This is a genomic window from Actinotalea soli, from assembly GCF_017565425.1.
GTDB classification, from domain to species: Bacteria; Actinomycetota; Actinomycetes; order Actinomycetales; family Cellulomonadaceae; genus Actinotalea; species Actinotalea soli.
On record NZ_JAGEMK010000008.1, the window covers coordinates 16,535 to 42,633 of the forward strand.

At 74.4% G+C, this 26,099-nt stretch carries 26 protein-coding genes; 10 read left to right on the plus strand and 16 right to left on the minus strand.

Going from position 1 to position 26,099, the window contains the following annotated elements; translation table 11 throughout:
• Positions 1–6: 6 nt before the first annotated feature.
• The gene (locus J4G33_RS13365; protein WP_208056489.1) at positions 7–969 is read right to left on the minus strand and encodes a helix-turn-helix transcriptional regulator; all 963 of its coding nucleotides are present in this window, start codon (positions 967–969) and stop codon (positions 7–9) included.
• A gap of 93 nt (positions 970–1,062) precedes the next feature.
• Here J4G33_RS13365 and J4G33_RS13370 point away from each other — a divergent pair, with 93 nt between their 5' ends.
• Complete coding sequence (locus J4G33_RS13370; protein ID WP_208056490.1) at positions 1,063–1,644, plus strand: cysteine hydrolase family protein; 582 nt, start codon at positions 1,063–1,065, stop codon at positions 1,642–1,644.
• Here J4G33_RS13370 and J4G33_RS13375 read toward each other — a convergent pair.
• The 8 genes from J4G33_RS13375 to J4G33_RS13410 form a co-directional block, all read right to left on the minus strand.
• Complete coding sequence (locus J4G33_RS13375) at positions 1,641–2,756, minus strand: DNA glycosylase AlkZ-like family protein (protein ID WP_208056491.1); 1,116 nt, start codon at positions 2,754–2,756, stop codon at positions 1,641–1,643. The genes J4G33_RS13370 and J4G33_RS13375 overlap by 4 nt on opposite strands.
• Before the next feature lie 31 nt (positions 2,757–2,787).
• Complete coding sequence (locus J4G33_RS13380) at positions 2,788–4,224, minus strand: outer membrane protein assembly factor BamB family protein (protein WP_208056492.1); 1,437 nt, start codon at positions 4,222–4,224, stop codon at positions 2,788–2,790.
• A gap of 21 nt (positions 4,225–4,245) precedes the next feature.
• Complete coding sequence (locus J4G33_RS13385) at positions 4,246–4,458, minus strand: hypothetical protein (RefSeq protein WP_208056493.1); 213 nt, start codon at positions 4,456–4,458, stop codon at positions 4,246–4,248.
• Between the two features lie 84 nt (positions 4,459–4,542).
• A complete protein-coding gene (locus J4G33_RS13390) occupies positions 4,543–6,018 on the minus strand; it encodes a TrkH family potassium uptake protein (protein WP_208056494.1) in 1,476 nt (491 codons plus the stop codon).
• A 157-nt stretch (positions 6,019–6,175) separates the two neighbouring features.
• On the minus strand, positions 6,176–6,877 hold the full coding sequence (locus tag J4G33_RS13395; protein WP_208056495.1) for a response regulator transcription factor: 702 nt from the start codon (positions 6,875–6,877) through the stop codon (positions 6,176–6,178).
• Positions 6,874–8,358 (minus strand): sensor histidine kinase, encoded by a 1,485-nt coding sequence (locus J4G33_RS13400; RefSeq protein ID WP_208056496.1) that lies wholly within the window; start codon positions 8,356–8,358, stop codon positions 6,874–6,876. The genes J4G33_RS13395 and J4G33_RS13400 overlap by 4 nt, the downstream gene beginning before the upstream one ends.
• 105 nt (positions 8,359–8,463) lie before the next feature.
• Positions 8,464–9,780 (minus strand): GntP family permease, encoded by a 1,317-nt coding sequence (locus J4G33_RS13405; RefSeq protein ID WP_208056497.1) that lies wholly within the window; start codon positions 9,778–9,780, stop codon positions 8,464–8,466.
• A gap of 41 nt (positions 9,781–9,821) precedes the next feature.
• Entirely contained in the window at positions 9,822–10,376 is a 555-nt protein-coding gene (locus tag J4G33_RS13410; RefSeq protein WP_208056498.1) for a gluconokinase, read from the minus strand.
• Positions 10,377–10,499: 123 nt separating this feature from the next.
• On the opposite strand from J4G33_RS13410, the gene J4G33_RS13415 reads away from it, so the two are divergent.
• Both J4G33_RS13415 and J4G33_RS13420 read left to right on the plus strand, forming a co-directional pair.
• Positions 10,500–10,799: a type II toxin-antitoxin system VapB family antitoxin gene (locus J4G33_RS13415; protein ID WP_208056499.1), complete on the plus strand. Its 300-nt coding sequence runs from the start codon at positions 10,500–10,502 to the stop codon at positions 10,797–10,799.
• Positions 10,799–11,491: a LytR C-terminal domain-containing protein gene (locus J4G33_RS13420; RefSeq protein WP_208056500.1), complete on the plus strand. Its 693-nt coding sequence runs from the start codon at positions 10,799–10,801 to the stop codon at positions 11,489–11,491. The genes J4G33_RS13415 and J4G33_RS13420 overlap by 1 nt, the downstream gene beginning before the upstream one ends.
• 9 nt (positions 11,492–11,500) lie before the next feature.
• On the opposite strand, the gene J4G33_RS13425 is transcribed toward J4G33_RS13420, so the two are convergent.
• Positions 11,501–12,862 (minus strand): uracil-xanthine permease family protein, encoded by a 1,362-nt coding sequence (locus tag J4G33_RS13425; protein ID WP_208056501.1) that lies wholly within the window; start codon positions 12,860–12,862, stop codon positions 11,501–11,503.
• 131 nt (positions 12,863–12,993) lie between these two features.
• Between J4G33_RS13425 and J4G33_RS13430 the strand changes: the two genes are divergently transcribed.
• Together J4G33_RS13430 and J4G33_RS13435 are read left to right on the plus strand one after the other, a co-directional pair.
• Positions 12,994–13,443 carry a DUF4190 domain-containing protein gene (locus tag J4G33_RS13430; RefSeq protein ID WP_208056502.1) on the plus strand — a complete coding sequence of 150 codons (450 nt, stop codon included), beginning with the start codon at positions 12,994–12,996 and terminating at the stop codon, positions 13,441–13,443.
• A gap of 7 nt (positions 13,444–13,450) precedes the next feature.
• The gene (locus tag J4G33_RS13435; RefSeq protein ID WP_208056503.1) at positions 13,451–14,683 is read left to right on the plus strand and encodes a glycosyltransferase 87 family protein; all 1,233 of its coding nucleotides are present in this window, start codon (positions 13,451–13,453) and stop codon (positions 14,681–14,683) included.
• On the opposite strand, the gene J4G33_RS13440 is transcribed toward J4G33_RS13435, so the two are convergent.
• The 4 genes from J4G33_RS13440 to arsB form a co-directional block, all read right to left on the minus strand.
• Positions 14,664–15,611, minus strand: coding sequence for an LLM class F420-dependent oxidoreductase (locus tag J4G33_RS13440; protein ID WP_208056504.1), 948 nt, complete (start codon positions 15,609–15,611; stop codon positions 14,664–14,666). The genes J4G33_RS13435 and J4G33_RS13440 overlap by 20 nt on opposite strands.
• A 77-nt stretch (positions 15,612–15,688) precedes the next feature.
• Positions 15,689–16,171, minus strand: a complete 483-nt coding sequence (locus J4G33_RS13445; protein WP_208056505.1) for an arsenate reductase ArsC — start codon at positions 16,169–16,171, stop codon at positions 15,689–15,691.
• A complete protein-coding gene (locus tag J4G33_RS13450; protein ID WP_208056506.1) occupies positions 16,168–17,265 on the minus strand; it encodes a metalloregulator ArsR/SmtB family transcription factor in 1,098 nt (365 codons plus the stop codon). Before J4G33_RS13450 ends, J4G33_RS13445 begins: the two co-directional genes overlap by 4 nt.
• Positions 17,262–18,413, minus strand: coding sequence for an ACR3 family arsenite efflux transporter (arsB, locus tag J4G33_RS13455; protein ID WP_307793900.1), 1,152 nt, complete (start codon positions 18,411–18,413; stop codon positions 17,262–17,264). The genes J4G33_RS13450 and arsB overlap by 4 nt, the downstream gene beginning before the upstream one ends.
• 187 nt (positions 18,414–18,600) lie before the next feature.
• Between arsB and J4G33_RS13460 the strand changes: the two genes are divergently transcribed.
• The 4 genes from J4G33_RS13460 to J4G33_RS13475 are packed head-to-tail and all read left to right on the plus strand — an operon-like array spanning position 18,601 to position 21,853.
• Entirely contained in the window at positions 18,601–18,894 is a 294-nt protein-coding gene (locus J4G33_RS13460) for a hypothetical protein (protein ID WP_208056508.1), read from the plus strand.
• The gene (locus J4G33_RS13465) at positions 18,894–20,318 is read left to right on the plus strand and encodes a hypothetical protein (RefSeq protein WP_208056509.1); all 1,425 of its coding nucleotides are present in this window, start codon (positions 18,894–18,896) and stop codon (positions 20,316–20,318) included. Before J4G33_RS13460 ends, J4G33_RS13465 begins: the two co-directional genes overlap by 1 nt.
• A 25-nt stretch (positions 20,319–20,343) precedes the next feature.
• On the plus strand, positions 20,344–21,219 hold the full coding sequence (locus J4G33_RS13470; protein WP_208056510.1) for a hypothetical protein: 876 nt from the start codon (positions 20,344–20,346) through the stop codon (positions 21,217–21,219).
• Between the two features lie 34 nt (positions 21,220–21,253).
• Complete coding sequence (locus J4G33_RS13475; protein WP_208056511.1) at positions 21,254–21,853, plus strand: hypothetical protein; 600 nt, start codon at positions 21,254–21,256, stop codon at positions 21,851–21,853.
• A gap of 33 nt (positions 21,854–21,886) precedes the next feature.
• On the opposite strand, the gene J4G33_RS13480 is transcribed toward J4G33_RS13475, so the two are convergent.
• Positions 21,887–22,873, minus strand: a complete 987-nt coding sequence (locus J4G33_RS13480; RefSeq protein WP_208056512.1) for an Fpg/Nei family DNA glycosylase — start codon at positions 22,871–22,873, stop codon at positions 21,887–21,889.
• Between the two features lie 9 nt (positions 22,874–22,882).
• Entirely contained in the window at positions 22,883–24,244 is a 1,362-nt protein-coding gene (locus J4G33_RS13485) for a cytochrome P450 (RefSeq protein ID WP_208056513.1), read from the minus strand.
• A gap of 162 nt (positions 24,245–24,406) precedes the next feature.
• On the opposite strand from J4G33_RS13485, the gene J4G33_RS17860 reads away from it, so the two are divergent.
• Positions 24,407–26,098, plus strand: a complete 1,692-nt coding sequence (locus J4G33_RS17860) for a M15 family metallopeptidase (protein ID WP_208056514.1) — start codon at positions 24,407–24,409, stop codon at positions 26,096–26,098.
• Position 26,099: the final 1 nt, after the last annotated feature.

Genomic DNA, 26,099 nt, shown 5'->3' on the forward strand with positions numbered 1-26,099 from the left:
CGCAGGTCAGGCCTCGTCCCCCGCCGCGGCCAGCAGCTCACGCCCCAGGGCGCGGGCCGCCTCCCGCAGCGGCGCCGAACCCACCACGCGGTACCGCATCGGCGTCCGGGCGAGCTCGTGGACGTACCACCGCGGGTTGTTGGTGCTCCCCACGAGCCGCGTGCCACCGTCCTCGGTCGGCTCGAGCCGGCCAAGGGTACGGGGCAGCCACGAGCGCACCTCCTCGGGGCCGGCGTCGACGAGCACCTCGGCCTCATGGGCCCAGCCGACCGCGAGGTGCTCCTCGAGCACAGCCGCCGGGTCCAGGCCAGGCGGCAGGACGACGGTTCCCGTCAGCAGCTCGACCGCGCGCACCCGGTCGACCCGGTAGGCCCGCACCGCCTGGTGCTCCACCGACCGGCACAGCAGGTACCACCGACCGTGCCGCACGACGACGGACCAGGGCTCGACCTCGACCGACAGCCCACGCCCCGACTCGGGCCGGTAGTCCAGGCGGATCGCCCGCCCGTCGGAGCAGGCATGGACCAGGGTGGCGGTGGTCGCCGGATCGGGACGGACCGCGCTCCGGTCGGGCATCGGCGTCACCGTCCTCCGCACGGCCTCGGCCTGGGCGGCGACGGGCCCGGGGAGCGCCCGGATGATCGTCCCGATCGCCCCTCCGACGGTGCCGGCCGGGTCGCTGGCGTCGTGGTGGCCGTCGAGCACGGCCATGACCAGGGCGAGGGCCTCGTCGGCCCGGAACACGACGGGCGGCAGGCGAAGCCCTCGACCCACCCGGTAGCCGCCGTACGGGCCCCGCACCGACTCGACCGGGATGCCTGCCTCTCGCAAGAGCGACACGTACCGCCGCGCTGCCCGCTCCGAGACCCCCAGCCGCTCGGCGAGGCGGGCCGCGGAGATCCCGGGGCTGCCCTGGACGAGCTCGAGGGCGAGCAGCGCGCGGGAGACAGGGCTGGAGTCCGAGCCCATGGCACCTCCGGTTCCGGAAGTAGAACGTCCGGAACCGACCGTAGCGTGGTGGTCGTCCCCGCTGTCCTCGCCGTCGCCCGTCAGGGAGCGTCCATGACCACCCTCGAGAACCGTCCCCGCACCGCCCTGCTCGTGGTCGACGTCCAGAACGACGTCGTCGGTGGGGCCTACCGCCGCGACGACGTCGTGGCGAACGTCGCGACCCTCGTCCGCCGCGCCCGGGAGCAGGGCGCGCCGGTCGTGTGGGTCCAGCACTCCGACGAGCAGCTCGCGCACGGCAGCTCTGGCTGGCAGGTCGTGCCCGAGCTGTCTCGCAGCGCTGAGGAGCCACTCGTCGAGAAGACCTACGGCGACGCCTTCGAGGGCACCACCCTCGAGCGGGTCCTCGCCGACCTCGGCGTCGGGCGCCTGGTGCTCGCGGGCGCGCAGACGGACGGGTGCATCCGCTCCACCCTGCACGGCGCCCTGGCCCGCGGCTACGACGCGACCTTGGTCAGCGATGCCCACACGACCGAGGACCTGTCGGCCTGGGGAGCGCCCTCCCCCGACCTGGTGGTGGCGCACACCAACCTCTACTGGGGGTTCCAGTCCGCCCCCGGTCGCGCCGCGGGCACCGTCACGACGGCCGAGGTCGACTTCACGGCCCTCGCCGCCGGGCAGGCGACGGCCTCCTAGCGGTCCGCGCCCCCCACGACGAGATCCAGCTCGAGCCACGTCGCCAGGTCCAGGAGCTCTGCCCGCACACCTGCAGTCATGGCACCGGTGAACGGGAGGTCCTCGTGGACGGCCGCGACCCGCAGCACGCCCTGCCGACGGTCGGCGGTGGCGTCGACCTTGCCCACGAGCCGGTCACCGTGCAGCACCGGCAGGGCGAAGTAGCCCCACTGCCGCTGCGCAGCGGGCTTGTACATCTCGAGCCGGAAGTCGAACTCGAAGATCTCTGCCGTCCGACGGCGGTCGAAGACGAGCCGGTCGAGGGGCGAGAGCAAGGCAGTGCGCCCCTCGAACGGGAGGTCCAGGAGGGCAGGGTCCACCCGCCAGCGGCCCCGGACCCCCTCGACGACCGCCTCCTCCCCCGCCTGCGCCACGTGCAGCGGCTCGACAGGCTGCGCGGTGCCGCCCGGACGGGCGATCCCGAGGGCGGCGAGGCGGCGCTGGTCACGCAGGCGCCGGGCCTCTTCGACCGGCACCGGCTCACCCGGGGGGTACACCCGTTCCGCCAGGTCCCAGACCCGGTCCTGCCCCGTGCCCCCGGCCGCGGCCACCTCACCGCGTTCGACCAGGCGCTCGAGCATCATGGGGACGTTCTTGGCGTTGTTCCACCCGCTCGAACGCCACGGCCGGACGCAGGTGTCGGGCAGCTCGGCCGCCCGGAGGGGTCCGTCCGCGCGGAGCGCCTCGAGCACGTCACGCCGGAAGGCCGCGTTGTCCTCGACCCAGCGCTGCCGGCCCGAGCGCCAGTGGGTCGGGTCGTCCGTGCCCGGCCACGCGGCCATCTCGGCACGGTAGAGCACCATGTCCGCCGCCGGGCGCAGCATCCCTCGGAGCTCGACCACCTCCTGGCGGTCGAGCGCGTCGACGAGGTCCTGCGGGGCGTAGGCCGAGCCGAGCCTGCTCCACAGCACGAGGTGTGCGCTCGGCGCGACAGCCGCCACCGGGTCGCGCTGCACGCAGGTGAGGTGGTGCAGGACCGACTCGAGGTCCGGGGGGCGCCGGGCGGTCAGGAGCTGGGCGTGCAGCGCGACCCGGCGCGCCTGGGTCCGGCTCAGCTCGTGCACCACCGCCATGGGCCCACGGTAGGCGTGCGCTGCCCTCCGGTCAGCCGAGCACGCGCAGGCTGTCGCCCACCGCGTGGACGAAGGTGCGCTCGACCAGCACCACCCTGGCCGCGCTCGGCTGCGGGGCCCGCCACACCTCCTCCCCGGACCCGAGGTCGAGGGCGACCATGCTGCGTCCCTCCGTGAGGTCCCAGCTCGGGACGAGCAGCCGTACCCCGTCGGTCACCACGGGGTACAGGGGGAAGATCCCGGGGGCGTGCTCCCGCTCCCACAGCCGCTCCCCCGTGCGGAGGTCGAGGGCGCGCAACCCGTCGGCGTCGTCGAGCACGACGAGGTCACCGACCCGCAGCAGCGCGCGGTCCACGGCGTCGGTGCCCCAGCGCACGCCCCCCGAACGGACGTCGACGGCGCGCACCCTGCCCTCGTGCTGGAGCAGCTCGAGGTAGGGGTGCTCGCCGTCGTCGACCGTGGCGTCGAGGGGCCGACCACCCAGGCTGGCCAAGGAGCCGCCCGCGCGATCGGCCCACGTCCCACCGCGACCACGCACCACGGTGAAGCCCACGCTCGACGTCGTGACCTGCAGGCTGTCGTCCCGATCCTCCCGGCCTCGCCACCGGCCCAGCACGGTGCCGTCTGCGTCGAGCACCGCCGCGGCCCGACCGCTCACGTGCACCAGCCCGTCCGAGACCGCCAGGCGCAGGTTCGTCGCGGTGGCCCCCTCCTCGAGGAGGTCGGAGACACGGGTGGACCAGGTCACCGTGCCGTCCAGGGCGCTCCGCTCGAGAAGGACGTCGCGGTCGTCACGGCGGGCCACGACCACGTCGTCCCCGAGGGTCCGCCAGCCGATCGTCGTCGAGCGGAGGTCCCGGACGTGGAGCACCGTGCCGTCCTCGGCGTCCAGCACCACGAGCCGGCGCGGGTCCCCGCCGAGCTCGGCATCGGTATTGGGGGCGGTCTGCCCCGTGCTCGGCACCTCGCACAGCAGGGCGCGGTCGTCCTGGACCGCGGCCTCGCAGGCGTCGACCCGGGGTTCGGGGTCCCCCGGGTCTCGGGCCACCTCGCGGCGCCACCTCAGCTCTCCGGTGGCGACGTCGTGCGCCGAGGTCCGCAGCACACCGAAGGCCTCGTCGACGGTGATCAGCAGCCCGCCGGCCAGGCTCGTGGCGGGCACCTCGGTGCTCCACAGCTCTTCGAGGGGCTCGCGCAACGACGGAGCGGCCCCGGGGACCTCGGCGAGGGCCGCGACCCGGGCCTCGTCCCGCTGCACCTCGCGCCGGTCCTGCCACCCGCTCCACCCGAACGCCCCGCCGACCAGGGCGAGGACGAGTCCCCCCGACACGATCCCGGCCCGACGACGACGCGCGCGGGCCGCAGGGTCAGCGGCCCGGTCGGGCTCGGCCGCGCCGACCCACGGCACCTCGACGCCGTCGCGCTCCTCGACGAGCTCGACGTCGACGGTGTCCTCGCCGCGTGCCACCCCTCGACCCTACGGAGCAGGTCAGATGTAGCGCAGCATGTACTCGTGGTCGCTGTCCCGGCCCATCGTCGGGTCGGGCGGCGGCTCGGTGTCGCTCACCGCGACCATGTCCGCGGGGTCCACCGGCTCAGGCAAGGCCCGGAAGGCCGCGCGCGGGTCCGGCGCGCCGAGCGGCTCGGTCAGGGCGATCGGCTCGGTCAGGGCGATCGGCTCGGTCGGAGCGGGTTCGGCCATGAGGACCTCCGGTTGCGTGGTGCGGCTGAGGCCCACCGTAGGCCGGTCGGGAGGCCCGCACCAGGGTGGAGCGCGAGACCCCGCCTACCCGACGAGCGGAGCGGCCTCGGGGTAGCGGAAGCGGCGGTGCTTCTCGCGCAGCGCGAGGGCCGTGCCGAGGGTGATCGGGCCGAGCCGCCCGACGAACATGAGGACGATGAGCAGCACCTGGTGCCAGTGCTCGAGCTCGGCGGTGATGCCCGTGGACAGGCCCACGGTCGCGAAGGCCGAGACCACCTCGAAGAGCACCTGGTCGAGGGTGAAGGACGAGGTCATCGCGATCGCGATGGTCACCGTGACCACGGTCGCGAGGCTGAGGGCCACGACGGCGAGGGCCTGACGCAGGGCGGCGGGGGCGATCCGGCGGTCGAAGGCCGTCGCGTCGGAGTCCCCGCGCAGCTCGGACCAGATGGCGATCAGCAGCACCGCGAAGGTCGTGACCTTGATGCCACCCGCCGTGCCGCCGCTGCCCCCGCCGATGACCATGAGCACGTCGGTGCCCAGCAGCGTCCCGGTGTTCATCGCTCCGGTGTCGACGCTGTTGAAGCCGGCGGTGCGCGGCATGACGCCCTGGAAGAACCCGGCGAGCAGCTTGCCCGGGGTGCTCATCGGCCCGAGGGTCGCCGGGTTGCGCCACTCGGCCGCGAGCACGAAGACCGTGCCCACCACCAGCAGCACCACCGTGACCAGCAGGGTGAGCCGGGTGTGCAGGCTCCAGCGCGAGGGGGTGCGACGCTGGCGCTGCAGCTCGAGGAGCACCGGGAAGCCCAGACCGCCGATCACCACGGCCGCGGCGATCGGCAGGCACACCCAGGCGTCGGTCGCGAAGCCCATGAGGCTGTCGCTGTAGAGCGCGAACCCCGCGTTGTTGAAGGCCGAGACCGAGTGGAAGGTGCCCAGCCACAGGGCCCGGCCGAGGGGCTCGCCGTAGGCGATCATGAGCCGCCCCGTGAGCAGCAGGGCGGTGACGACCTCGACCGCGAGGGTCACGGTGCCGACGCCCACGAGCACCGACCGGACGTCACCCAGCCCGACCGAGCGGGTCGCCGTCGCGGCGACCAGCCGAGACCCGAGGCCCAGGCGCCGCGAGATGAGCAGTCCCAGCAGCGTGGCCAGGGTCATGATCCCGAACCCGCCCACCTGGATGAGGACGAGGACGACCACCTGGCCGACGGTGCTCCACGCCGTCGCGGTGTCGACCACGACCAGGCCGGTCACGCAGACCGCCGAGGTCGCGGTGAAGAGGGCGTCGAGCAGTCCGGCACGCGGACCGGTCGAGGACACCGGGAGCATCAGCAGGGCCGTGCCGACCGCGATCGCGAGGGCGAACCCACCCACCACGAGCTGCCCGGGGCGCCGTCGGGCGGCGTGGTGGGAGGCGCGACGGGCCGCGCGCGCACGCCGGGCGGCGGGCCCGCCGTCGAGGGACGGGACCTCCTCGGGCACGGTGAAGGAACGCCCGAGGGTGGCGTGACCGATGGCGGGGACGTGGGTCCGGGTCCCGACGGAGAGAGCAAGCATCGTCGGGCCGCTCCACAGCACGTGCCGCCCCCGGGTGGGGCAGCTCCTTCTCCCCACTATCGGCCGCCCTGAGGCCCTCGATCACCGCGAAGGGCCTGGTGAGACCGACCTTGACGGGATCTTGACGCCGCGGGTGACGACCGGTCGGCGGCGGCCGTCAGGGCTCGAAGACGTACCCGCGGCCCGGCCGGGTGAGCAGGTGCACCGGGTGGCTCGGGTCCTCCTCGAGCTTGCGGCGCAGCTGGGCCGCGTAGACGCGCAGGTAGTTCGACTCGGTCCCGTAGGCCGGGCCCCAGACCTCGTGCAGCAGGTCCTGGTGGCTGACCAGGTGACCCGCCTGCCGGACCAGCACCTCGAGCATGGCCCACTCGGTCGGGGTCAGGCGGACCTCCTGCCCGTGACGCTCGACGCGCTTGCGCGCCAGGTCCACCCGTAGCTCCCCGGCCTCGACCACGGCCCCGCCCCCCACCGCGGGCTCGGCGCGGCGCACCGCGGCCCGCAACCGGGCGAGCAGCTCGTCGACGGCGAAGGGCTTGGTCACGTAGTCGTCGGCCCCCGCGTCGAGGGCCGCGATCGTGGCCTCCCCGCCGTGCCGTGCCGAGAGGACCACGACCGGCGTGCGGGTCCAGCCGCGCAGCCGCGTGAGGACCTCCTGCCCGTCCAGGTCCGGCAGCCCGAGGTCCAGGACGACGACCTCGGGGCTCAGGTCCGCGACCGCGGCCAGGGCCGTCTCGCCGTCGGGGGCCGTCAGCACCTCCCAGCCGTGGGCGCGCAGGGTGATCGCCAGGACCCGCAGCAGTGCGGCGTCGTCGTCGACCACCAGGACGCGGTGCCCTGCCGGCTGGGGCGCGGACGTCACAGGCCCTCCCCGGCCAGTCCCACGGTGACGACCATCGTCAGGCCGCCGCCCGGGGTGTCCTCGACCGCGACGCCCGCGCCGACGGCCTCGGCCAGGCCCCGCGCGACGGCCAGGCCCAGGCCCATGCCCGCGGGGCCGCCCGTGGGCCCGCGGTCGACGTCGTCCGCCAGGCGACGGAAGGGCGCGAACATGAGCTCGCGCTCCTCGGGGGCCACCCCCGGGCCGGTGTCCACCACGCGGATCTCGACCGCGGCGCCGACGGCGCGGGCCACGACCTGCACGGGCACCCCGGCGGGGGCGAAGCGCACCGCGTTGGCCACGAGGTTGGCGACCACGCGCTCCAGCAGCCCGGGGTCGGTCAGGACGAGCGGGAGGTCCTCGGGGAGGTCGAGCTCCGGGGCCGGCTCGAGGCCCTCGACGGCAAGGGGTACGACCTCCTCGAGGCTCACCGCCCGCAGGTCCGGACGCACCGCCCCCGTGTGCAGCAGCGACAGGTCGAGCAGGTTGTCGATCAGCCGCTCGAGCCTGCTGGTCGATCGGTCGATGGTCTCGACCAGGACGCCGCGGTCCTCAGGACCGAGCAGGGCCTCCCCGGCCGCCAACCCGTCGACCGCGGCGCGCGTGGCCGCGAGCGGGGTGCGCAGGTCGTGCGAGGCCGCGGTGAGCAGAGCGGTCCGGATGGCGTTGCCCTGCTCGAGCTCCTGGGCACGCACCGCCCGCTCGCGCAGCCGCTCGCGGGCCAGCACGAGGGAGACCTGCCCGGCGAAGGCGCCCAGCACCCGGCGGTCACGCTCGTCCAGGGCGCGGCCCGGCAGGTCGATCGCGACGTCCCCCACCACCGCGGCCGTCGCGGGCGGCGGCGGGTCCTGGTCATGGCTGTCGTGGTCGGGGGCTCCGCCCTCGGCCGCCACGAGCTCCCAGGGGGCGCCGTCCTCGGCCCGCGCGTAGAGCCGGGCGCCCGGGGCGTCGAACCGCTCGGCGAGCTCCTCGACGAGGGCCCGGGGGGTGTCGCGCCCGCGCAGCACCGCCCGCGCGAGGTCGGCGAGCAGGGCGGCCTCACCTGTCGCCGCGCGGGCCTCCCCGGACCGCCGCTCGGCCACCCCGACGATCCACGCCACCGCCGCGGCCACCAGGGTGAAGATCACCACGGCGAGGGCGTTCTCGGTGTCCGCGATCGTGAGACCGCCCGTGGGCCGCGTGAAGAAGTAGTTCAGGTGCGAGGAGGCCAGGAGCGCGCAGGCCAACGAGGGGTACAGGCCCCCGACCAGGGCCGTCGTCACCACCAGGGTGAAGAAGAACATCAGGTCGGTGGGCAGCCCGAGCACCCCGCGCTGCTGCAGCAGGACCGCCGTGAGGAGCGGGGGGCCGAGCACCGCGAGGAGCCAGCCGACCGCGGTCCGTCGTCGGCCCAGGCGCGCACCGTGCTGCCGGAGCCACGGGCGACGCAGGGCCGCAGCCCCCGTCGGCAAGGTCGTGTCCACGATGCGCAGCCTCCCACCCGGGGAGCCTGCGGTCACCTAGAACAGGACGAAGAACAGCACGGCGATCCCGAACCCCATCAGCCCGATGAGGGTCTCGAGCACCGTCTACGTCTTGAGGGTGGTGCGCACGTCCATGCCGAAGAACCGCCCCACGAGCCAGAACCCCGAGTCGTTGACGTGCGAGATCATCACCGACCCGGCAGCCACCGCGAGGACGATGGCCCCGAGCTGGAAGCTGCTGTAGCTCCCGGCGTCGACCGCGGGCTGGATCAGCGCGGCCGCCGTCGTCAGGGCGACCGTCGCCGAGCCCTGCGCGACCCGCAGGATCGTCGCGACGAGGAACCCCGCGACGATCACCGGCATGCCGACGTCTCCCAGGACCTCGGCGAGGGCCTCACCGATGCCGGAGGCCCTCAGCACCCCACCGAACATGCCACCCGCACCGGTGATGAGGATGACCGAGGCCACCGGGCCGAGGGCCGAGTCGAGCAGCTTCTCGATGACCGACTTGTCGCGCCCGCGGCGCTTGCCCAGCACCACCGCGGCGACGAGCACCGCGATGAGCAGGGCCACGGGGGTCGAGCCGACCAGGCTGGCCAGGGCGTACCAGGTGGCCTCGCCGTCGACCACGCCCGCGGCCCGCAGGGTGTTGAGCCCGGTGTTGAGGAAGATCAGCATGAGCGGCAGCAGGAGCAGGGCCAGCACGGTGCCGAGGCTCGGCGGGTTGTCGGGCAGGTCCTCGTCCTGGGTGTTGCCGAGGATCTCGGGCACGGGCAGCACCCAGCGCTTCCCCGCCCAGACGCCGAACAGGTACGAGGTGACGTACCAGGTCGGCACCGCCAGGACGAGACCGAGGATGATGACGACCCCCGGGTCGGCGCCCAGCAGCTCGGAGGCGGCGACCGGTCCAGGGTGCGGCGGCACGAAGATGTGCATGACCGAGAAGGCACCCGCGGTGGGCAGCCCGTAGGTCAGGACCGAGCCGCCGAGCCGGCGCGCGACCGCGAAGACGATCGGCAGCATGACGACCAGTCCCGCGTCGAAGAAGATCGGGAAGCCGAAGATCAGCGAGGCGACGCCGAGGGCGAAGGGGGCGCGCTTCTCACCGAAGCGTGAGATCAGGGTGTCGGCCATGACCTTCGCCCCGCCCGAGGTCTCGACCATCCGACCGAGCATCGCGCCGAGCCCGACCAGCAGGGCCACCGAGGCGAGGGTCCCGCCGAAGCCGCTGGTCAGCTCGTCCAGGACGCTCGGCGCGGGGATCCCCGACACCAGCGCCGTGAGGAGGCTGACCAGGATCAGCGACAGGAAGGCATGCAGCCGGAACTTGATGATCAGGACGAGCAGGAGCGCGACGGCCCCGGCGGCGATGCCCAGCAGCGGTCCCGCCGTGAGCGTCTGGGTCCATTCCTCGGTCTCCACGGGTCCCCTTGAGGTTGTGGCGCGGTGCGCCTGTGCTGCGGTCAGTCCTCGCGGCGCGAGGGCTCCAGTCCGAGAGCGGCGATCGTGGTGTCGGCCACGGCGTCGGGCGGGACGTCGACGATCACGGTCGCGCCGTCCTCGCCGTCGCCCAGGGGTTGCAGGGTCGCGAACTGCGAGGGCAGCAGCGAGGGCGGCATGAAGTGGCCGCTCCGGCCCTGCAGGCGTGAGGCGATGACCTCCTCGTCGGCGGTCAGGTGGACGAAGAGCACCCGGCCCTCGGCCTCGCGCAGCACGTCGCGGTACTCGGTCTTGAGGGCCGAGCAGGTGACGACCGCGCTCTGCCCGGCGCGGGAGTTCTTGCTCAGCCAGTCACGGATCGAGCGCAGCCAGGGCCAGCGGTCCTCGTCCTCGAGCGGGGTGCCTGCGGACATCTTGTCGATGTTGGTCTGAGGGTGGAACTCGTCGGCCTCGGCGTAGAGCCAGCCGAGGCGGTCCTCGAGGATCTGGGCGAGGGTCGTCTTGCCCGAGCCCGAGACACCCATGACGACGAGGTGCTGGACGGCATCGGCCTCGGCCCCCTGCGCTGCGTGAACCATGCGGTCACTGTGCCCCCGCTCGAGGCCGCGCGCGACTCGGGCCCGGAGGGCGGGACACACGTCACGTCCGACCCGCGGACCGTCGGACCAGGCGACGGCGGCCGGGAGCACTAGACTCCTGCCGTGATCTTCAAGGCCGTGGGTGAAGGGCGCCCGTACCCCGACCACGGCCTCACCACGCCCAAGGACTGGGCCGAGGTCCCTCCGCGCCAGGTCCGGCTCGACGAGCTCGTGACGACCAAGCGCACCCTCAACCTCGACAACCTGCTCTCCGAGGACTCCACGTTCTACGGCGACCTGTTCGCGCACGTGGTCCAGCACCAGGGCGTCATGTACCTCGAGGACGGGCTGCACCGCGCCGTGCGGGCCGCCCTCCAGCAGCGCCCCGTGCTGCACGCCCGCGTCCTGGTCCTGGAGTCCTGATGGCAGCCTCACCCGCCGAGCGCGAGCGTGCGCTGCGCCGCCGCCGACGTCACGAGCGTCAGGCCGTCGTCTTCGGCTCCCTGGTCGCCGCCCTGGCGATCGGTGGGCTCGGCTCGGCAGCGGTCTACACCGGCGCGATGACCGTGCCCTTCCTCGACCGTGACTTCACGACCCCGTCGCCCACGCCGACCGCGGAGTCCCTCCCCTCGCCCTGCGTGCCCGAGGGGACCCTTCCCGTCGGCTACGCCGGCATCGAGCTCCAGGTCCTCAACGGGGCCGGGACCGCGGGGCTCGCCCGGACCGTGGCGACCCAGCTCGGCGACCGCGGCTTCGAGCAGATCGAGCTGGGCAACTACCCGGGCACCTACCGCGGCGAGACGCAGATCCAGTTCGGCCAGGCCGGGCTCGAGGCCGCGTACACCCTGGCGGCCCACCTCGAGGCCCCCGTCCTGCAGCTCGACCAGCGCGAGGGCCCCGGCGTCGACCTCGTCGTCGGTACCGAGTACACGTCCCTGCTCGACCCCGCGGTGGTCGACCTCGACCCCACGGTCCCGCTCGAGTCGGTCCCCTCCTGCGTACCCCTCGAGGATGCCCTGCTCACCGCCCCCGCGCCGATGGTCTCGACCTCCGACGAGGGCGAGGAGGCCGAGGGCGAGGAACCCGCCGACGACGGCGCGGAGGGTGAGGGCTGAGCGCAGCGCTCAGCCCTCGAGCTCGGAGCCTCCCGGCACCGAGGCGGGGCTCGCCGGTTCGGCCGTGGTGCCACGCCACCGGGCCACCACCCGCATCAGGTGGTAGATCCCCAGGGCCGCGGCCGTCCCCAGGGCGATCCCCGCGAACTCGAGGCCGCCGGGCGCGATCCACGTGTAGTCGGCGATCCCCACGATGAGGGCGACCGCGGCGGTCGTGAGGTTCACGGGGTCGGAGAAGTCCACCCGGTTCTGGACCCAGATCCGCGCCCCGAGGATGCCGATCATGCCGTAGAGGAGCGTCGCGGCCCCGCCCAGCACCCCCACGGGCACCGAGCCGACGAGGGCACCGAACTTCGGGGACATGCTCAGCACGAGGGCGGCGCCCGCGGCCACCCAGTAGGCGGCGGTCGAGTACACCTTGGTCGCTGCCATCACGCCGATGTTCTCGGCGTAGGTGGTGGTGCCCGAGCCGCCGCCCACCCCCGCGAGGGTGGTCGCCATGCCGTCGGCCATGAGGGCGCGGCCCATCAGCGGGTCCAGGTCCTGCCCCGTCATCGCGGCGACCGACTTCACGTGGCCGACGTTCTCGGCGACGAGCACGAAGACCACGGGCACGAAGAGGGCGAGCACCGCCAGGTCGATGGTCGGCGCCATGAAGGTCGGCAGCCCCACCCACGCGGCCTCCTCGACCTGGGTCAGGTCGACCTCACCGCGCAGCCACGCGACGACGTACCCGACGACCACGCCCACCAGGATCGCGAGCCGCCCGAGCATCCCGCGGAACAGCACCGTCGAGAGGATGATCGCGCCGAGGGTGACCAGCGCTGTGACGGGGGCCCCGCGCACGCCGTCGCACTGCTCGAGGGTCTGCCCGTCGACGACGACCTCCTCGCACGACCCCCAGGCGACCGGCGCGAGGTTGAGGCCGATGAGGGCCACGATCGTCCCGGTCACCACGGGCGGCATGACCAGGTCGATCCACCGGGAGCCCGCCAGGTGCACCACGAGGCCGACCACGGCCAGGAGCACCCCCGTCACGAGGATGCCGCCCACCGCGGACGAGGTCCCTCCCGAGGCCATCGCCCCGAAGATGGGCGCGATGAAGGCGAAGGAGGAGCCGAGGTAGCTCGGCAGCCGGTTGCCCGTCACCACCAGGAACAGCACCGTGCCGACCGCGGAGAAGAAGAGGGTCGTCGAGGCGGGGAAGCCGGTGATCGCCGGCACCAGGATCGTCGCCCCGAACATGGCCACGACGTGCTGCAGACCTATCCCGACCGTGCGCGGCCAGCTCAGACGCTCGCCCGGGGCGACGACGGCCCCCGGCTCGATCCGCCGTCCGTCACCGTGCACACGCCAGCCGATGCTGCTCATCCCCGGGGGCTCCCTCGTCCGGGGCACCCCTGCGGACGCGGCGCGCTCCACGGTGCCCGGAGGAACACTAGCGACAGCCGGTGCCCTCACGGGCCCTGTGCGATGCTGGAACCAGCGACACGAGGAGCACCATGGACCAGAAGACCCCGCCCCCGGGCGACGCCGAGCAGGCTCCCGACGAGCAGGCTCCCGACGACCGGGGACGCCCCCAGCCGGAGCACTCCCCCCAGCCGCCGCCCCCGTACGACCAGCCCCCCACGGTGCAGGCCCCCTACGCCCAGCAGTACTCCTCGGCCGCGAACCGGCCGACGAACGCCCTCGCGCTCATCTCCCTGATCGCCTCGATCACCGGGCTGACGATCTTCCCGGTCGTCGGGTCGATCGCCGGCGTGATCACCGGGCACCTCGCGCGTCGCCAGATCGCCGAGACGCAGGAGCAGGGCAACGGGCTCGCCCTCGCCGGCCTCATCACGGGCTACGTCACGATCGGCCTCGCGCTGCTCACCGTCATCATCGCGGTGCTCTTCTTCGGCGTCCTCGTCACGACCGTGGGTGTGGTCGGCACGACGACGGGGTACTGACGCGAGCGTGCCCACCTCGAGGCGGGCGCACCTCGCGCTCGCCGGCGGCTTCCTCGCGGTCCACGCCTGGCTGACCTGGCTCGGCGTCGTCGTCGTGCCGGGAGCGGCCTTCCACGACGTCGACCTGTACCGCTCCTGGGCGTACCAGGCCCTCGAGGGCGGCACCTGGCCGGTGGTCGACGGGCCGTGGGTGTACCCGGCAGGTGCGCTGGTCCCGATCCTCCTGGTGGGGCTCGTGACCGCCACCTCGACCGTGGGCTACGCCCTGGCCTGGTGCGGCCTGGTCACGGTGCTGGACGCGGTCGCGATGCTCGTGCTGCTGCGGCAGGGAGGTCCGGGCCGGTTCCGGGCCGCCTGGTGGTGGCTGGCCTTCCTCGCGCTGCTCGGGCCCGTCGCGGTCGGTCGTCTCGACGCCGTGGCAGCCCCCCTCATGGTCCTCGCCCTGGCTCTCGCGGCACGGCACCCGGCCCTGGCGAGCTCCCTGCTGACCGCGGGCGCCTGGATCAAGGTGGCCCCCGGCGCCCTGCTGGTACCCGTGGTCGTCGCGGCGTCCCGTCCGCTGCGGCAGGTGGTGCTCCCCGCGGCGGCCGTCTGCGCAATGGTCCTGGCCGGTGTCGCGGCCGGCGGGGGGCTGGGCCAGGTGGCCTCGTTCATGTCCACGCAGGGAGACCGGGGGCTCCAGGTCGAGTCGGTGACCGCGACCGGCTGGGTGCTCGCGAGCCTGAGCCGCCCGGACGTCACCATCGTGCTCGACGAGGGTCTGGTCACCTACGAGGTGGTCGGCCCCGGGACCCAGCAGGCCACGGCCGTCCTCGACCTGCTCCTGCCGGCCTCGGTCGCCGGCCTGGCCGCTCTCCTCGTGCTGGCCCGACGACGCGGCACCGCGGCCGCGGCCCTGCTGCCCGGGGCCCTCGCCCTCGTGTGCGTGCTCGTCGTGACCAACAAGGTGGGGTCGCCCCAGCTCCTCGCCTGGCTCGCCGCGCCCGTCGTCCTGCTCCTCGCGGCCGGCTCGAGGCCGACGCGCACGGTCACCACCTGCGCCGGCCTCGCCCTGGGCGCCGCCGGGCTCACGCAGCTCGTCTTCCCGTGGGGCTACGCGGGGCTGCTCACGGGGGACGGGACCGTCACCGGGATCCTGGCGGTGCGGAACCTGCTGCTCGTACTGCTCACCGGGTGGGCCGTGGCACTCCTGGTGCGCACGGCCCACGGTGTGCGGGGGCTCAGCCCAGCCGGGGCCTGACCTCGCGGGCCACGAGGTCGAGGTGGTCGAGGTCGCTCAGGTCCAGGACCTGCAGGTACAGGCGCTCGACGCCCATCGCGGCGAGGGCGCCGATCCGGTCCACGACCTCGCTGACGGTGCCGGCGACCCCGTGCTCGCGCAGCTCCCCGGGCTCGCGACCGATCGCGGCCGCGCGACGGGCCAGCTCGGCCTCGTCGGACCCGACGCACATCACCAGGGCCGCGGAGTAGACCAGCTCGTCGGCCGGGCGGCCCACCGCCTCGCAGGCGGCCCGCACGCGGGAGAAGCGCTCGGGGATGTCGGCGATCTCGGGGAAGGAGGTGTTGTACTCGGTCGCGTAGCGGGCGGCCAGGGCCGGGGTGCGACGCGGTCCGTTGCCCCCGACGATCACGGGGACCCCCGCAGCCCCGGGCAGCACCGAGCGCTGCTGGACGGGCTTGGGCAGGGCCGGGGAGTCGGTCAGCGTGTAGTGGCTGCCGCTGTAGTCGTAGCGCTCCCCCACCGGGGTCCCCCACAGGCCCGTGATGACCTCGAGCTGCTCGGTCAGCAGACCGAAGCGCTTGTCCGGGAAGGGGATGCCGTAGGCCGCGTGCTCGGCGCCGAACCAGCCGGCGCCGAGCCCCAGCTCGACCCGCCCGCCGGACATCTCGTCCACCTGGGCGACCTGGATGGCGAGCACCCCGGGGTGGCGGAAGGTCGCCGAGGTGACCAGGGTCCCGAGCCGGATCGTCGAGGTCTCGCGGGCGAGCCCCGCGAGAGTGGTCCAGGCGTCGGTCGGGCCGGGCAGCCCGTCGCCGTCGCCCATCACCAGGTAGTGGTCGGAGCGGAAGAACGCGTCGTACCCCAGGGTCTCGGTGGCCTGGGCCACGCGGAGGAGATCGAGGTAGCTGGCGCCCTGCTGGGGCTCGGTGAAGATGCGCAGATCCATGGCCCCAGCCTGCCAGGCTCCGACTCCGCGCGCGCCGCCGCGGCTCCGCCCCACGTGGCGCCCGCGGACCCGGCCCCTCAGGCGGTCGCCGTGCCCACGGGCTCGACGCCGAGCTGGGCGAGCAGGGTGAGGACGCGGCCGCGGATCTCGTCCCGGATGGGGCGGACCGCGTCGATGCCCTGCCCGGCAGGGTCGGCCAGGGCCCAGTCCTCGTACCGCTTGCCGGGGAAGACCGGGCACACGTCTCCGCAGCCCATCGTGATCACGGCGTCGGAGGCCTGGACGGCCTCGGTGGTGAGGACCTTGGGGCTCTCGTCACGGATGTCGATGCCCACCTCGAGCATGGCCTCGACCGCGACGGGGTTGATCTGGTCGGCGGGCATCGAGCCGGCCGAGCGCACCTCGACCGCCCCGCCCGACAGGTGCCGCAGGAAGCCGGCGGCCATCTGCGAGCGACCCGCGTTGTGCACGCAGACGAAGAGCGCGCTGGGGCGGCCGTCCGCGGTCGCGTCGCCGTCGGGCGTGGGAGTGGTCTGGTGGGTGGTGGCGCTCTCGGTCATGGGGTCTCCTCAGGTAGGTGCAGGTCGGGGAGCAGGTCGGCGACGAGGGCGCGCACGCGGCGGTCGATCTCGTCGCGGATCGCGTGCACCCCCTCGGGGGAGGCGAGGGCCGGGTCACCCACGGCCCAGTCCTCGTAGCGGATGCCGGGCAGCACGGGGCAGGTGTCCCCGCAGCCCATGGTGACGACGACGTCGGCCGCGCGGACGGCGTCGTAGGTGAGCGGCTTGGGGAACGGGGCCTCGACCTCGGCGCCGTCTGCGGAGCCGTCGCCCCTTCCGAGGATCTCGGCGAGCACCGGCTGGACGGTGCCGTGCACCTCGGCCGCGGGGGCCGAGCCGGCCGAGCGCACGACGACGGCGTCCCCGGCGTACCGCGCGAGCAGGGCCGCGGCGAGCTGCGAGCGCCCGGCGTTGGCCACGCACACGAACAGCACCTGGGGCCGTTCGCGCGAGGCGTCCGAGGTCCCGGCGCGCACGAGGTCCTCGAGGCGCTGGCGGGCGAACCGCTCGGCGAGCACCGGCACGTGCTGGGCGACCCGGGCGCTGCGGACCAGGGCCGCGTAGGACTCGTGCACGGTGCGGGCGACGACGTCGGCCCCGAGCACGTCGAAGCGCAGGACCAGCCTCTCGGTGACCCGCTCCAGGGCACGCGCGTGCTGGAGACCGTCAGTCCCGGGGGACGCCTCGGTGGTCGTCCCGGCGACGCGCTCAGCAGCTGCCGGGGCGAAGGAGTTCAGGAGGCTGCGCACAGCGGTCTGGGCCGCCGGGGTCACCCGGTAGTAGACCCAGCTGCCACGGCGCTCGGCCGACAGGACACCGACGTCCTTGAGCACCTTGAGGTGGTGCGAGACGGTGGGCTGGCTGACCTCGCCGACGGTGGCGAGGTCGCACACGCAGGCCTCGCCCTGGGGGCTCGCGCTGATCAGCGAGAGCATCCGCAGGCGCAGCGGGTCGGCGAGGGCCTTGAGGGTCGCGGCGACCTGCCGGGCAGGCTCGGCCCCCATCGCGTGAGCCGCAGCCGGGGCGCAGGGCGCCTCGGGCTCCGTCCCCTCCGAGGTCGGTGACGGGTCCTGGGGTGGTGCGGCGAGGCTCATGAGGGTCCCTCCGGGGTGCGGCCGGCCACCGACGTCTGGGCGGCCGTCGGGTCCTGCTGGTACCAGCGACGGGCGATGGCGAGGCTCACGTAGACCAGGCCGACGAGCACGGGCACCTCGATGAGCGGGCCGACGACCCCCGCGAGGGCCTCCCCCGAGGCGGCGCCGAACGTGCCGATGGCCACGGCGATCGCGAGCTCGAAGTTGTTGCCGGCCGCGGTGAAGGCCAGGGTCGTCGAGCGGGCGTAGCCCAGGCGCAGCACGCGGCCCGTGAGGAAGCCCATCCCCCACATGACCGCGAAGTACACGAGCAGCGGCAGCGCGATGCGGACGACGTCGAAGGGGCGGGCGGCGATCTGGTCGCCCTGCAGGGCGAAGAGCAGCACGATCGTGAAGAGCAGGCCGTACAGGGCCCACGGGGAGATCACTGGCACGAAGCGCTCCTCGTACCACTCGCGGCCGCGAGCGCGTTCACCGATCCAGCGCGAGGCGAAGCCGGCGGCCAGCGGGATGCCCAGGAAGATCAGCACGTTGACGGCGATCTGCCCGATGCTGATGTCCAGGCCCGCGGTGTCCAGGCCGAGCCAGCCGGGCAGCACGGTCAGGTAGAACCAGCCGAGACCGGCGAAGGCGAACACCTGGAAGACCGAGTTGATCGCCACCAGGACGGCCGCGGCCTCGCGGTCCCCGCAGGCGAGGTCGTTCCAGATCACGACCATGGCGATGCAGCGGGCCAGGCCCACGATGATCAGGCCGGTGCGGAACTCGGGCAGGTCGGGCAGGAAGGTCCAGGCGAGCACGAACATCAGCGCGGGGCCGAGCACCCAGTTGAGCACCAGGGAGGAGAGGAGCAGCGGGCGGTCGGCCGCGACGGCGCCGAGCCTGTCGTACCGGACCTTGGCGAGCACCGGGTACATCATCACGAGCAGCCCGACGCCGATGGGCAGCGAGATGCCGCCGACCTCCATGGCCTCGAGGACGTCACCGAGGGCCGGGACGAACCGCCCGAGGCCGAGCCCGAGGACCATCGCGACGCCGATCCACAACGGCAGACCACGGTCGAGGGCGGAGAGCCGGGGGGCGGCGACCTGCGCCGGACCGCTCGGGGCAGGCGGGGAGGTCCTCGGCGGGGAGGCTGGGTTAGACACATGTCGATATTGACACATGTCGAACCCAGCACCTGCACGGCTTCGGGTGAACACTCGGTGAACCCTGGCATCGGCCGTCCGGGTGAGCCGAGGTGCCACGGCGCGTCGACCGGGTAGCGTTCCCTGCGCCGCCGCACGACCGCCGTCGGCATGGCGGCACGTCACCGGGATCGACGCAGGGGGAACCATGGCTCCGCAGGTGCAGGCCCGCGCCGGGGTGATCGACGACCTCGCTGGTGAGCTGGGCCGCCGCGCCGCCGGGGTGCGGGCGGTCGACCTGGCCGGTCCGCTCGATGCCGCAGCGAGCGCCCTCCCGGGGTCCCGGACGAGCTCCGCGGCCATCGCGGTCGGGATCCGCCTCGCCGCCGCCGCGCAGGTCGTCGCGGACCGCGCCGACGAGATGGCGGGGGCCGCACGCGCGACCGCCGACTCGCTCTCCGCCGTCGACGCCAGGAGCGCCTCGCGGATGGTGATGCGCTGATGAGCACCCTGGCCATCTCCGTGGTCCGCACCTGGGACCCGGGAGCGCTCCTCACGGCGGCGGACCGGCTGCGCGGCGCCGGCGCCGACCTCGACCACCAGGTGCAGGGCCTGCGCTCGGCCATGGACGTCGCTGCCACCGGGTGGTCGGGGCCCGCCGCCGACGCAGCCGCGGCGAGGGTCGAGCGGGAGGTCACCGCCGGCCGGGAGCTGAGCGCCGCCGTCGAGACCGCACGCGCAGCCCTCGAGGGCGGCGGGAGCCAGCTCACGAGCACACGCTCGACCCTGCTGAGCCTGGTCGCGGATGCCGAGGCCATGGCGTTCTCGGTGCGGGACGACGGCGCGGTCACCGCACCCACGCTGCCCCCCGTCATGACCGCCGTCGGGGACACCACGGCGGCCGCCGAGCGCGACGACCGGCAGCGCGAGCTCAACGGCCAGGCCCAGGCCCGCGCCACGTCCATCGGCCAGGCCCTCTCCGCCGTGGCCGCGGCTGACGCGAGCACCGAGGCAGCCCTCCTCGCCGTCGAGGTCCCGGCCTCGCTCTCCGCCGACGCCGCGGGCCTCCTCGAGCGTCTGCGCAACGGCACCGACGCCCTGACCGACCTGATCCCGGGCGGGGCCGGGGCGATCGCGCTCGGGCACAGCCTGCAGAAGGCCTGGGCGTTCTTCGGGCGGACCCGCTCCTTCACGGGGTTCCTCACCTCCACGTGGGGCCAGCTGCGCAACCTCCCCGGTTCCCTCGCGTTCATCGCCGGTCGCTCGGCCGACGCGACCGCCTTCGCCCGCTTCACGCTGCTCGGCCGGCAGGCCGCCGAGCACCTGCGCACGTTCCAGTTCGGCAAGCCCCTGGGCGGGCTCGCGGCGCGGGTGCCCGGGCTCGCGACGGCGGCCCGCGTCGCCGGCAAGGCGTTCCTGCCGCTGACCGTCGTCACCGGTGGCATCGACGCGGTGACCGGAGGTGGCTACGAGGGCGGCCGGGGCGCCACCACCCGGGTGCTCGGGGTCGCTGGTGCGGGCGGTGCGCTCGCGCTCGGCGCCGCAGGCCTGGGACTCGTCGCCCTGGGACCCGTCGGGCTCGCGGTCGCCGGGGGCGCGGTCCTGGCCTACGGCGCCTGGTCCCTCGGCAACCTCGTCTACGACAACTGGGGAGAGATCACGGACTTCACCAGCCGCGCTGCCGGCTGGGTCGGCGACAAGGTCTCCTCGGCCGCCTCCTGGACCGGGGACCGCCTGGGCGACGCCGCCGACTGGGCGGGTGACCGGGTCTCCGACGCCCGCGCGCTCGCCGGCGCAGCGGTCGACCGGGTCGGCGAGACCGTCTCGGGAGCGCGGGAGGCCGTCGAGGACGGACTCGCCCGGGCTGCGGACACCGGTCGTCGGATGGTCGACGGCGCCCTGTCCGTCCTGTCGCTCGGCTTCTGACCTGCCCATCGTCGAACGAGGAGCCATGAGCGACCTTCCGCCCGAGGACACCACCCCCGAGCCCTCAGCGAGCTCGTCACCGCCCACCGCCCAGCTCGAGACCCTGACCGACGAGGAGCTCGCGGTCCTCTCGGTGGCCGACACGGTCCCGGTGACCCCGCACCTGTCGGAGATCCCGCCCCGCGAGCGACGGCCCCTGATCCAGACCGCCTACCGGGGTCTGGTCGCCAGGGGGATCATCACCCCGCCGACGGCCCAGGCCCGGGCCCGCGCACGGGCAGCGGTCGAGGAGGCCCAGGAGCGACCCGGGGCGGACGCCGCCGCGGACCCTGTCGGCGTCGAGGTCGAGATCCGTGAGGACGTCGCCTCGACGGTGGCCCTGCGCGAGGGGGCGCGGGTGGTGGTCGCCGCAGCCCGCACGGCCGCGACGCAGCAGGACTACCTCTACGTGCACCTGGTGGAGGACGTCGCGCTCGTCGAGCTCGTCACGGTCGACGGCTACCACCACTTCTCGCTGCGTCATGCCGAGGACCTCCTCGACACGGTGCTCGAGGCCGTGCTACACCCCGAGGCCGCCGGGGCGACCGGTGAGCCCGTCGTCCTCCCTCCCCTCGAGGCGGCCGACCCGACGCCCCCGCTCGAGATCCTGGAGCGCGCCGGGGAGGCGCTGCTGCGCTGCGACCTGACGGTGCTGAGCGCCGAGGACCCCCACCCCACCATGCTCGGGCTCTTCACGTCGCCGACGGGTTCGTGGCTCTTCGAGGCCAGGCACGGCACCGGGGACGCGATCCACGCCCGTCCGGTCTCGACGGCGGCGCTCCGCGAGGCCGTCGAGACCCTGCTGCGCACCGCCGGCGGCATCGCAGCGGAGCGCGGACCCCTGCCGGGCGGGCCGCGATAGGTTGCGCGGAGACGTCTCGACCCAGGAGGTCCGCATGGCTCGGCACGAGCGCCTCGTCCTCCCACGGCTGACGACCAGGTCAGCCCTCGCCTGGGGGATCGGCACCCTGGTGGTCCTCACCGCAGTCCTGGCATACCTCGGCGTGACCGACCCCAGCACCCGCCCGTGGATCCCGTGGGCGGTCGGGGTGGTGGCGCTCGTGGTCGTCTGGGTGGTGGTCAGCAGGGTCACCCTCGACCCCGGCCACGGCTCGGTGACGTGGCGGCGCCTCCCCCGCTCGACCAGGGTCGAGCTCGCGCAGGCCACCACCGTCGCGATCACCCCCTCGGGGCCGAGCGCGCTGCTCACCCTGCGCACGGGACGTCGGGGCGGCAGCCTCATGCTCGTCGTGGTGAGCGACTACGTCGAGAGGTCCCAGTCCGCCGAGGTGCTCCTCGCCCTGGCCGACGCCCTCGAGACGCACACCTCCACCCGGGTCCGCGGCTCGGTGCCGGGTGAGCTCCGCAAGCAGGCCAAGCACCTCACGGCAGGCGGATCGGTGAAGGCCTCGCCCCTCGCTGCCCGGACGAGCACCGGGCTGACCCGGGCCGCGGGCGGGGTCGGTGCGGCAGGTGGTGGCCTCGGCCAGCTCTGAGGCACGCTGGGGCGGCATCGCCGCCGGCACGGTCTAGACCTGGCAGGTCGCGCACCAGTACAGCTTGCGCCCGGCCATCTCCTCGAGCACCACCGGCTGCCCGCAGACCAGGCACGGCTCACCGGCCCGGCCGTAGACCGCGTGGCGCAGGGCAGGCTCGGCGAGCGCCAGCTCACGCCGCTCGGCGTCCAGGTCCGCCCGGGTGACCATCACGCCGGTCCGCACGCCCTCCGCGAGCAGGCCCACCCAGTCCTGCCAGAGCCCTCGAGCCACCTCGGCCGGGACGTCCCGCCCCGGGGTGTGCGGGTCGAGCCTCGCGCGGAAGAGCATCTCCGCCCGGTAGATGTTGCCGATGCCGCTCACCACCGACTGGTCCATCAGCAGCTGGCCCACCGCGGTGCGTCGTCGGCGCAGGTTCTCGACGACGACCCGCTCGGCCTCGGGCCCCGCCGAGACCAGCGGGTCGGGCCCTGCCTTCGCGACGACGGCCGCGACCTCCTCAGGAGTGAGCACCTCGCAGGCCGCGGGGCCCCGCAGGTCGGCCAGCGTGTGCTCGGTCAGCAGCCGGAACCGCACCTGCCCCACGGGCTCGGGCGGGAAGTCCCGCTCGGGCCCGGCCCCCCGCCGCGGCAGCGCCGCCTCGGCCTCCCCGATCCGCACCGCCCGACGCAGTCGCGGGGCGCCCATCGACCCCGCAGCCCCCTGCCCGGGGACCACCGGGGAGACCACGCCGTGGAAGTCCCACGCCCCGTACAGACCGAGGTGGACGCGGAGCCAGCGGGCGGCCTGCGCGGCGAAGGCCGCCCGACCGAGCCGCTCCTGCGCCTCGGGGCCGGGACCCGCGCCGAAGCCGAGGAAGAGGTGCTTGCCCACCGCCTGGACGGCCACGGCGGGCAACCCGTCGAGCACGGCAGCCCCCGCCGCGAACCTGCCCTGGGGAGAGCTCACGGCCACCCGGTGACCGACGACGTCGGCAGCGAGCTGGAGCGCGATGCGGTGGACGGTATGACCCTCGGGCACCCCGGGAGGCTACCCCTCGGAACGCTGTGTCACCGGGAGGCGCTGGGCCACCGGGAAGCGCAGCGTGAACGGGTCGAGGGTGCCGGGCAGCGGCTCGAGGCGCTCGGCCTGGTCCAGGCCGAGCTCGGTCGCATCCAGGAGCATGGCGAGGATCGAGCTCGAGACGTGCAGCACGAGGTTGCGCCCGGGGCAGACCGCCGGACCGTCGCTGAAGGGGATGAGCGGCCAGTCGGCGGCCCGCGCGGGGTCGAGCCACACCTCGGGGTCGAAGGTGTGCGCGTACGCCAGGTGCTCGTCGTCGCGGTGGAACAGCGGGGCGTAGGTCAGGATCGAGGTGTGCTCGGGCATGGGCCCGCCCTCCCACACCGTGCGCTCCGTGGACTCGCGCAGCACCGCGGGGGTGGTCGGCCACAGGCGGAGGGACTCGAGCATGGTCGCCCGCAGGAAGGGCAGGTCCTGCGGGCGGTCGAGGTCGCGCCCGGCGATCTCGGCCCGAGCCCGGGCGAGCTGCTCGGGGTGGGAGTGCAGGAGGGCGAGGGCGCGGAAGCTGGCCCACGCCGCCGCGTCGAAGGCGAAGAGCCACTGGGGCACCTGCTGGACCGGGTCGGTGCGCTCGGTCGACGGGGCGGCAGCCACCGACCCCGCGAGGCTCCCCGGGTCGGCCCGACGCACGTGACCCTCCACACGGTCCAGGAAGCTCGCGCGCACCCCCCGCCGTCGCGGGTGCAGGAAGGCCCAGTTGGCCGTCGCCCGCAGGGTGCGCAGCTCATCGCTCAGGGCACTGTCCGCGAGCGCGCCCTCACCCAGCACCACCCGGCGGACCATGCGGTCCCACATCGCCGAGTACGGGGCCCAGGTGAGGGCACCGTCCCGCCGCACCTGGCCGAGCAGGGAGTCGACCTCGGCGCGGACGCCGCCGACCATGCCGTCGGCGCTGCGGTGCACGGGGCTCGGGGTGTCGAGGACCGACTCGTTGAAGCGTCGACGGTCCTCCCGGTCCTCGCCCTGGGAGATCAGCACGCCGTGCGGCTGGAAGTGCCCGAGGGCGGCCCTCTTCTCGCGGGTCGCGGGGGTGAAGGGGTCCGGTGTCTCGGCCAGGACGCGACGCACGTCCCCGTGGTCGAGGAGCACCACCATGCGGCGTCCCGGGACCCGCAGCCTCAGCGGACCGGAACCGTACCTGCGGCGCAGCCGCTGGAGGAGCTGGACCGCGCGCCGGTCTGCGTCCGCCCGTTCCAGCAGCCCGACGACGGGTGGCCGCCGGATGATCACGCCGCGCGCGATCGTGGGGAGCACGACCGTGCCGAGCACCCGCACGGTGTCCACCACCCCGGCGCGGGGGAGGGTACGGGGCAGGGCGGTCGAGGTCATGGCACTCCTGGTTCGAGGGGTGCACCGCCGGAGCACGGTGCCTCCTCCACCCTGCGCCACCCGGCGCGGGCCCGCATCCGCTCGTGGGCCGCAAGGCCTCAAGTCTGGGCCAGGGCAGCCGATGTCAAGGTGCACCATCGCGACCGCCCCGGGAGGGCCCACGTGTCCAGCACGCTCCACAGGTCCACCCCGGCCCGGGGGGACGGCCGCTCCGGCCGCGCCCTGACGGCCTCCCTCGCCGGCGTGCTGACGGCCGTCCTGGCGTTCACGGTGGCCCCGCCGGCCCTCGCGACGGACCTGGGCTCCGACCCTGGCGCGACCGAGACCGTGGCCCCCGAGCCGACGACTCCCGACGCGCCGAGCACCCCGGTGACGCCGCCTGCCCCGACACCCACCCCGACGTCGACCCCGGCGCCGCCGCAGCCGGTCGCCCCGGCCGTGACCCCGACCCCCACCCCGACCCCGACCGCGCCCCCCGCGACGACGACGGTCAAGGGCTGGGACGGCTCGCGCACCGTCCGGATCGGCTTCGCTGCCGGTCGGCGCTTCACCGTGACCCCGGCCCTGGGCCGCACCCTCCACGTCCAGCGCTTCGACGGCAAGACCTGGACGACCATCCAGACCCTGACGGCCGGGACGGGCACCACAGCCGAGCTGGTCGCGCGCCCCCCGGCCGCGAAGACCGGGGCGACCATCCGGTACCGGCTCGCGATCCCCGCGACCAGCACCGGCAAGGCCCTCACCAGCGCCGAGTGGGTCGTGACCTACCGCAAGCACGCCACCTCGGTCTCCGGGTGGCCCCGGGCCACCACCCACGTCCCCTACGGCCGGACGGCGAGCCGCACGGTCACCATCCAGGCCGGTCGCTCGGTGCAGCTCCAGCGGCTGGTCGGCAGCACCTGGACCACCCTGAGCACGTCGACGGTCCCGTCGAGCGGGCAGCTCGCGGTCACCACCCCCGTGATCACCAGCGCCAGCACCTATGCCTACCGGCTGCGGATCGCCCCCACCGACACCCACGAGGTGCGGATGTCGGCGGCGTGGACGATCGTCCCGTCCGGCCCCGTGATGCCCCCGCAGCGGTACAACGGCGAGGTCCGCAACGTCGTCGGCACGTGGGGTGGCTTCTCGAACGGTCACATCCCGACGTCGACCCTGTGCACGCCGGCCTGGGCGGCCTCCCACCACAAGGTGCGGTGCGACGCGAACGCCGCCCTGACCGAGCTCAACGCGGCGTACCGGAACCGCTTCGGCACCAACCTCGTCGTGACCTCCACGTACCGGACCTACGCCCAGCAGGTCGCCCTCAAGAAGCAGAAGCCCACCCTCGCAGCCACGCCGGGCACCTCGAACCACGGCTGGGGTCTCGCGGCGGACCTGGGCGGCGGGGTGCAGGTGTGGGGCAGCCCGCAGCACAACTGGATGCGCGCCAACGCCAACAAGTACGGCTGGTTCCACCCGGCCTGGGCGCAGTACGACGGCTCCCTGCCTGAGCCCTGGCACTGGGAGTACGCCGGGGCCGTCGCCTCGGGCCGCGCCGACCAGTCGAAGGCGCTGGCCATGCAGCTGGTCAGGACGCAGCCGTGGAACAGCGAGACGCAGCGCGGCTGCCTGTCGACCTTGTGGCAGGCCACGAGCGGATGGAGCTACACCAAGGCGGTGGGCCAGCGACGCGGCATCCCGCAGACGGACATGGTGCGGGCCTTCGGCCCCTCCTGGACGAGCTCGGCGACGGCAACGGCGTTCCGGCAGAACCCGAAGACCCAGATCGAGTGGGGCCTGCGGGACATCACCCAGCGCCGCGGGAACGCCTGCGCCGCCCTCAGCACCTACCGGGCCAAGGGCACGTACTGAC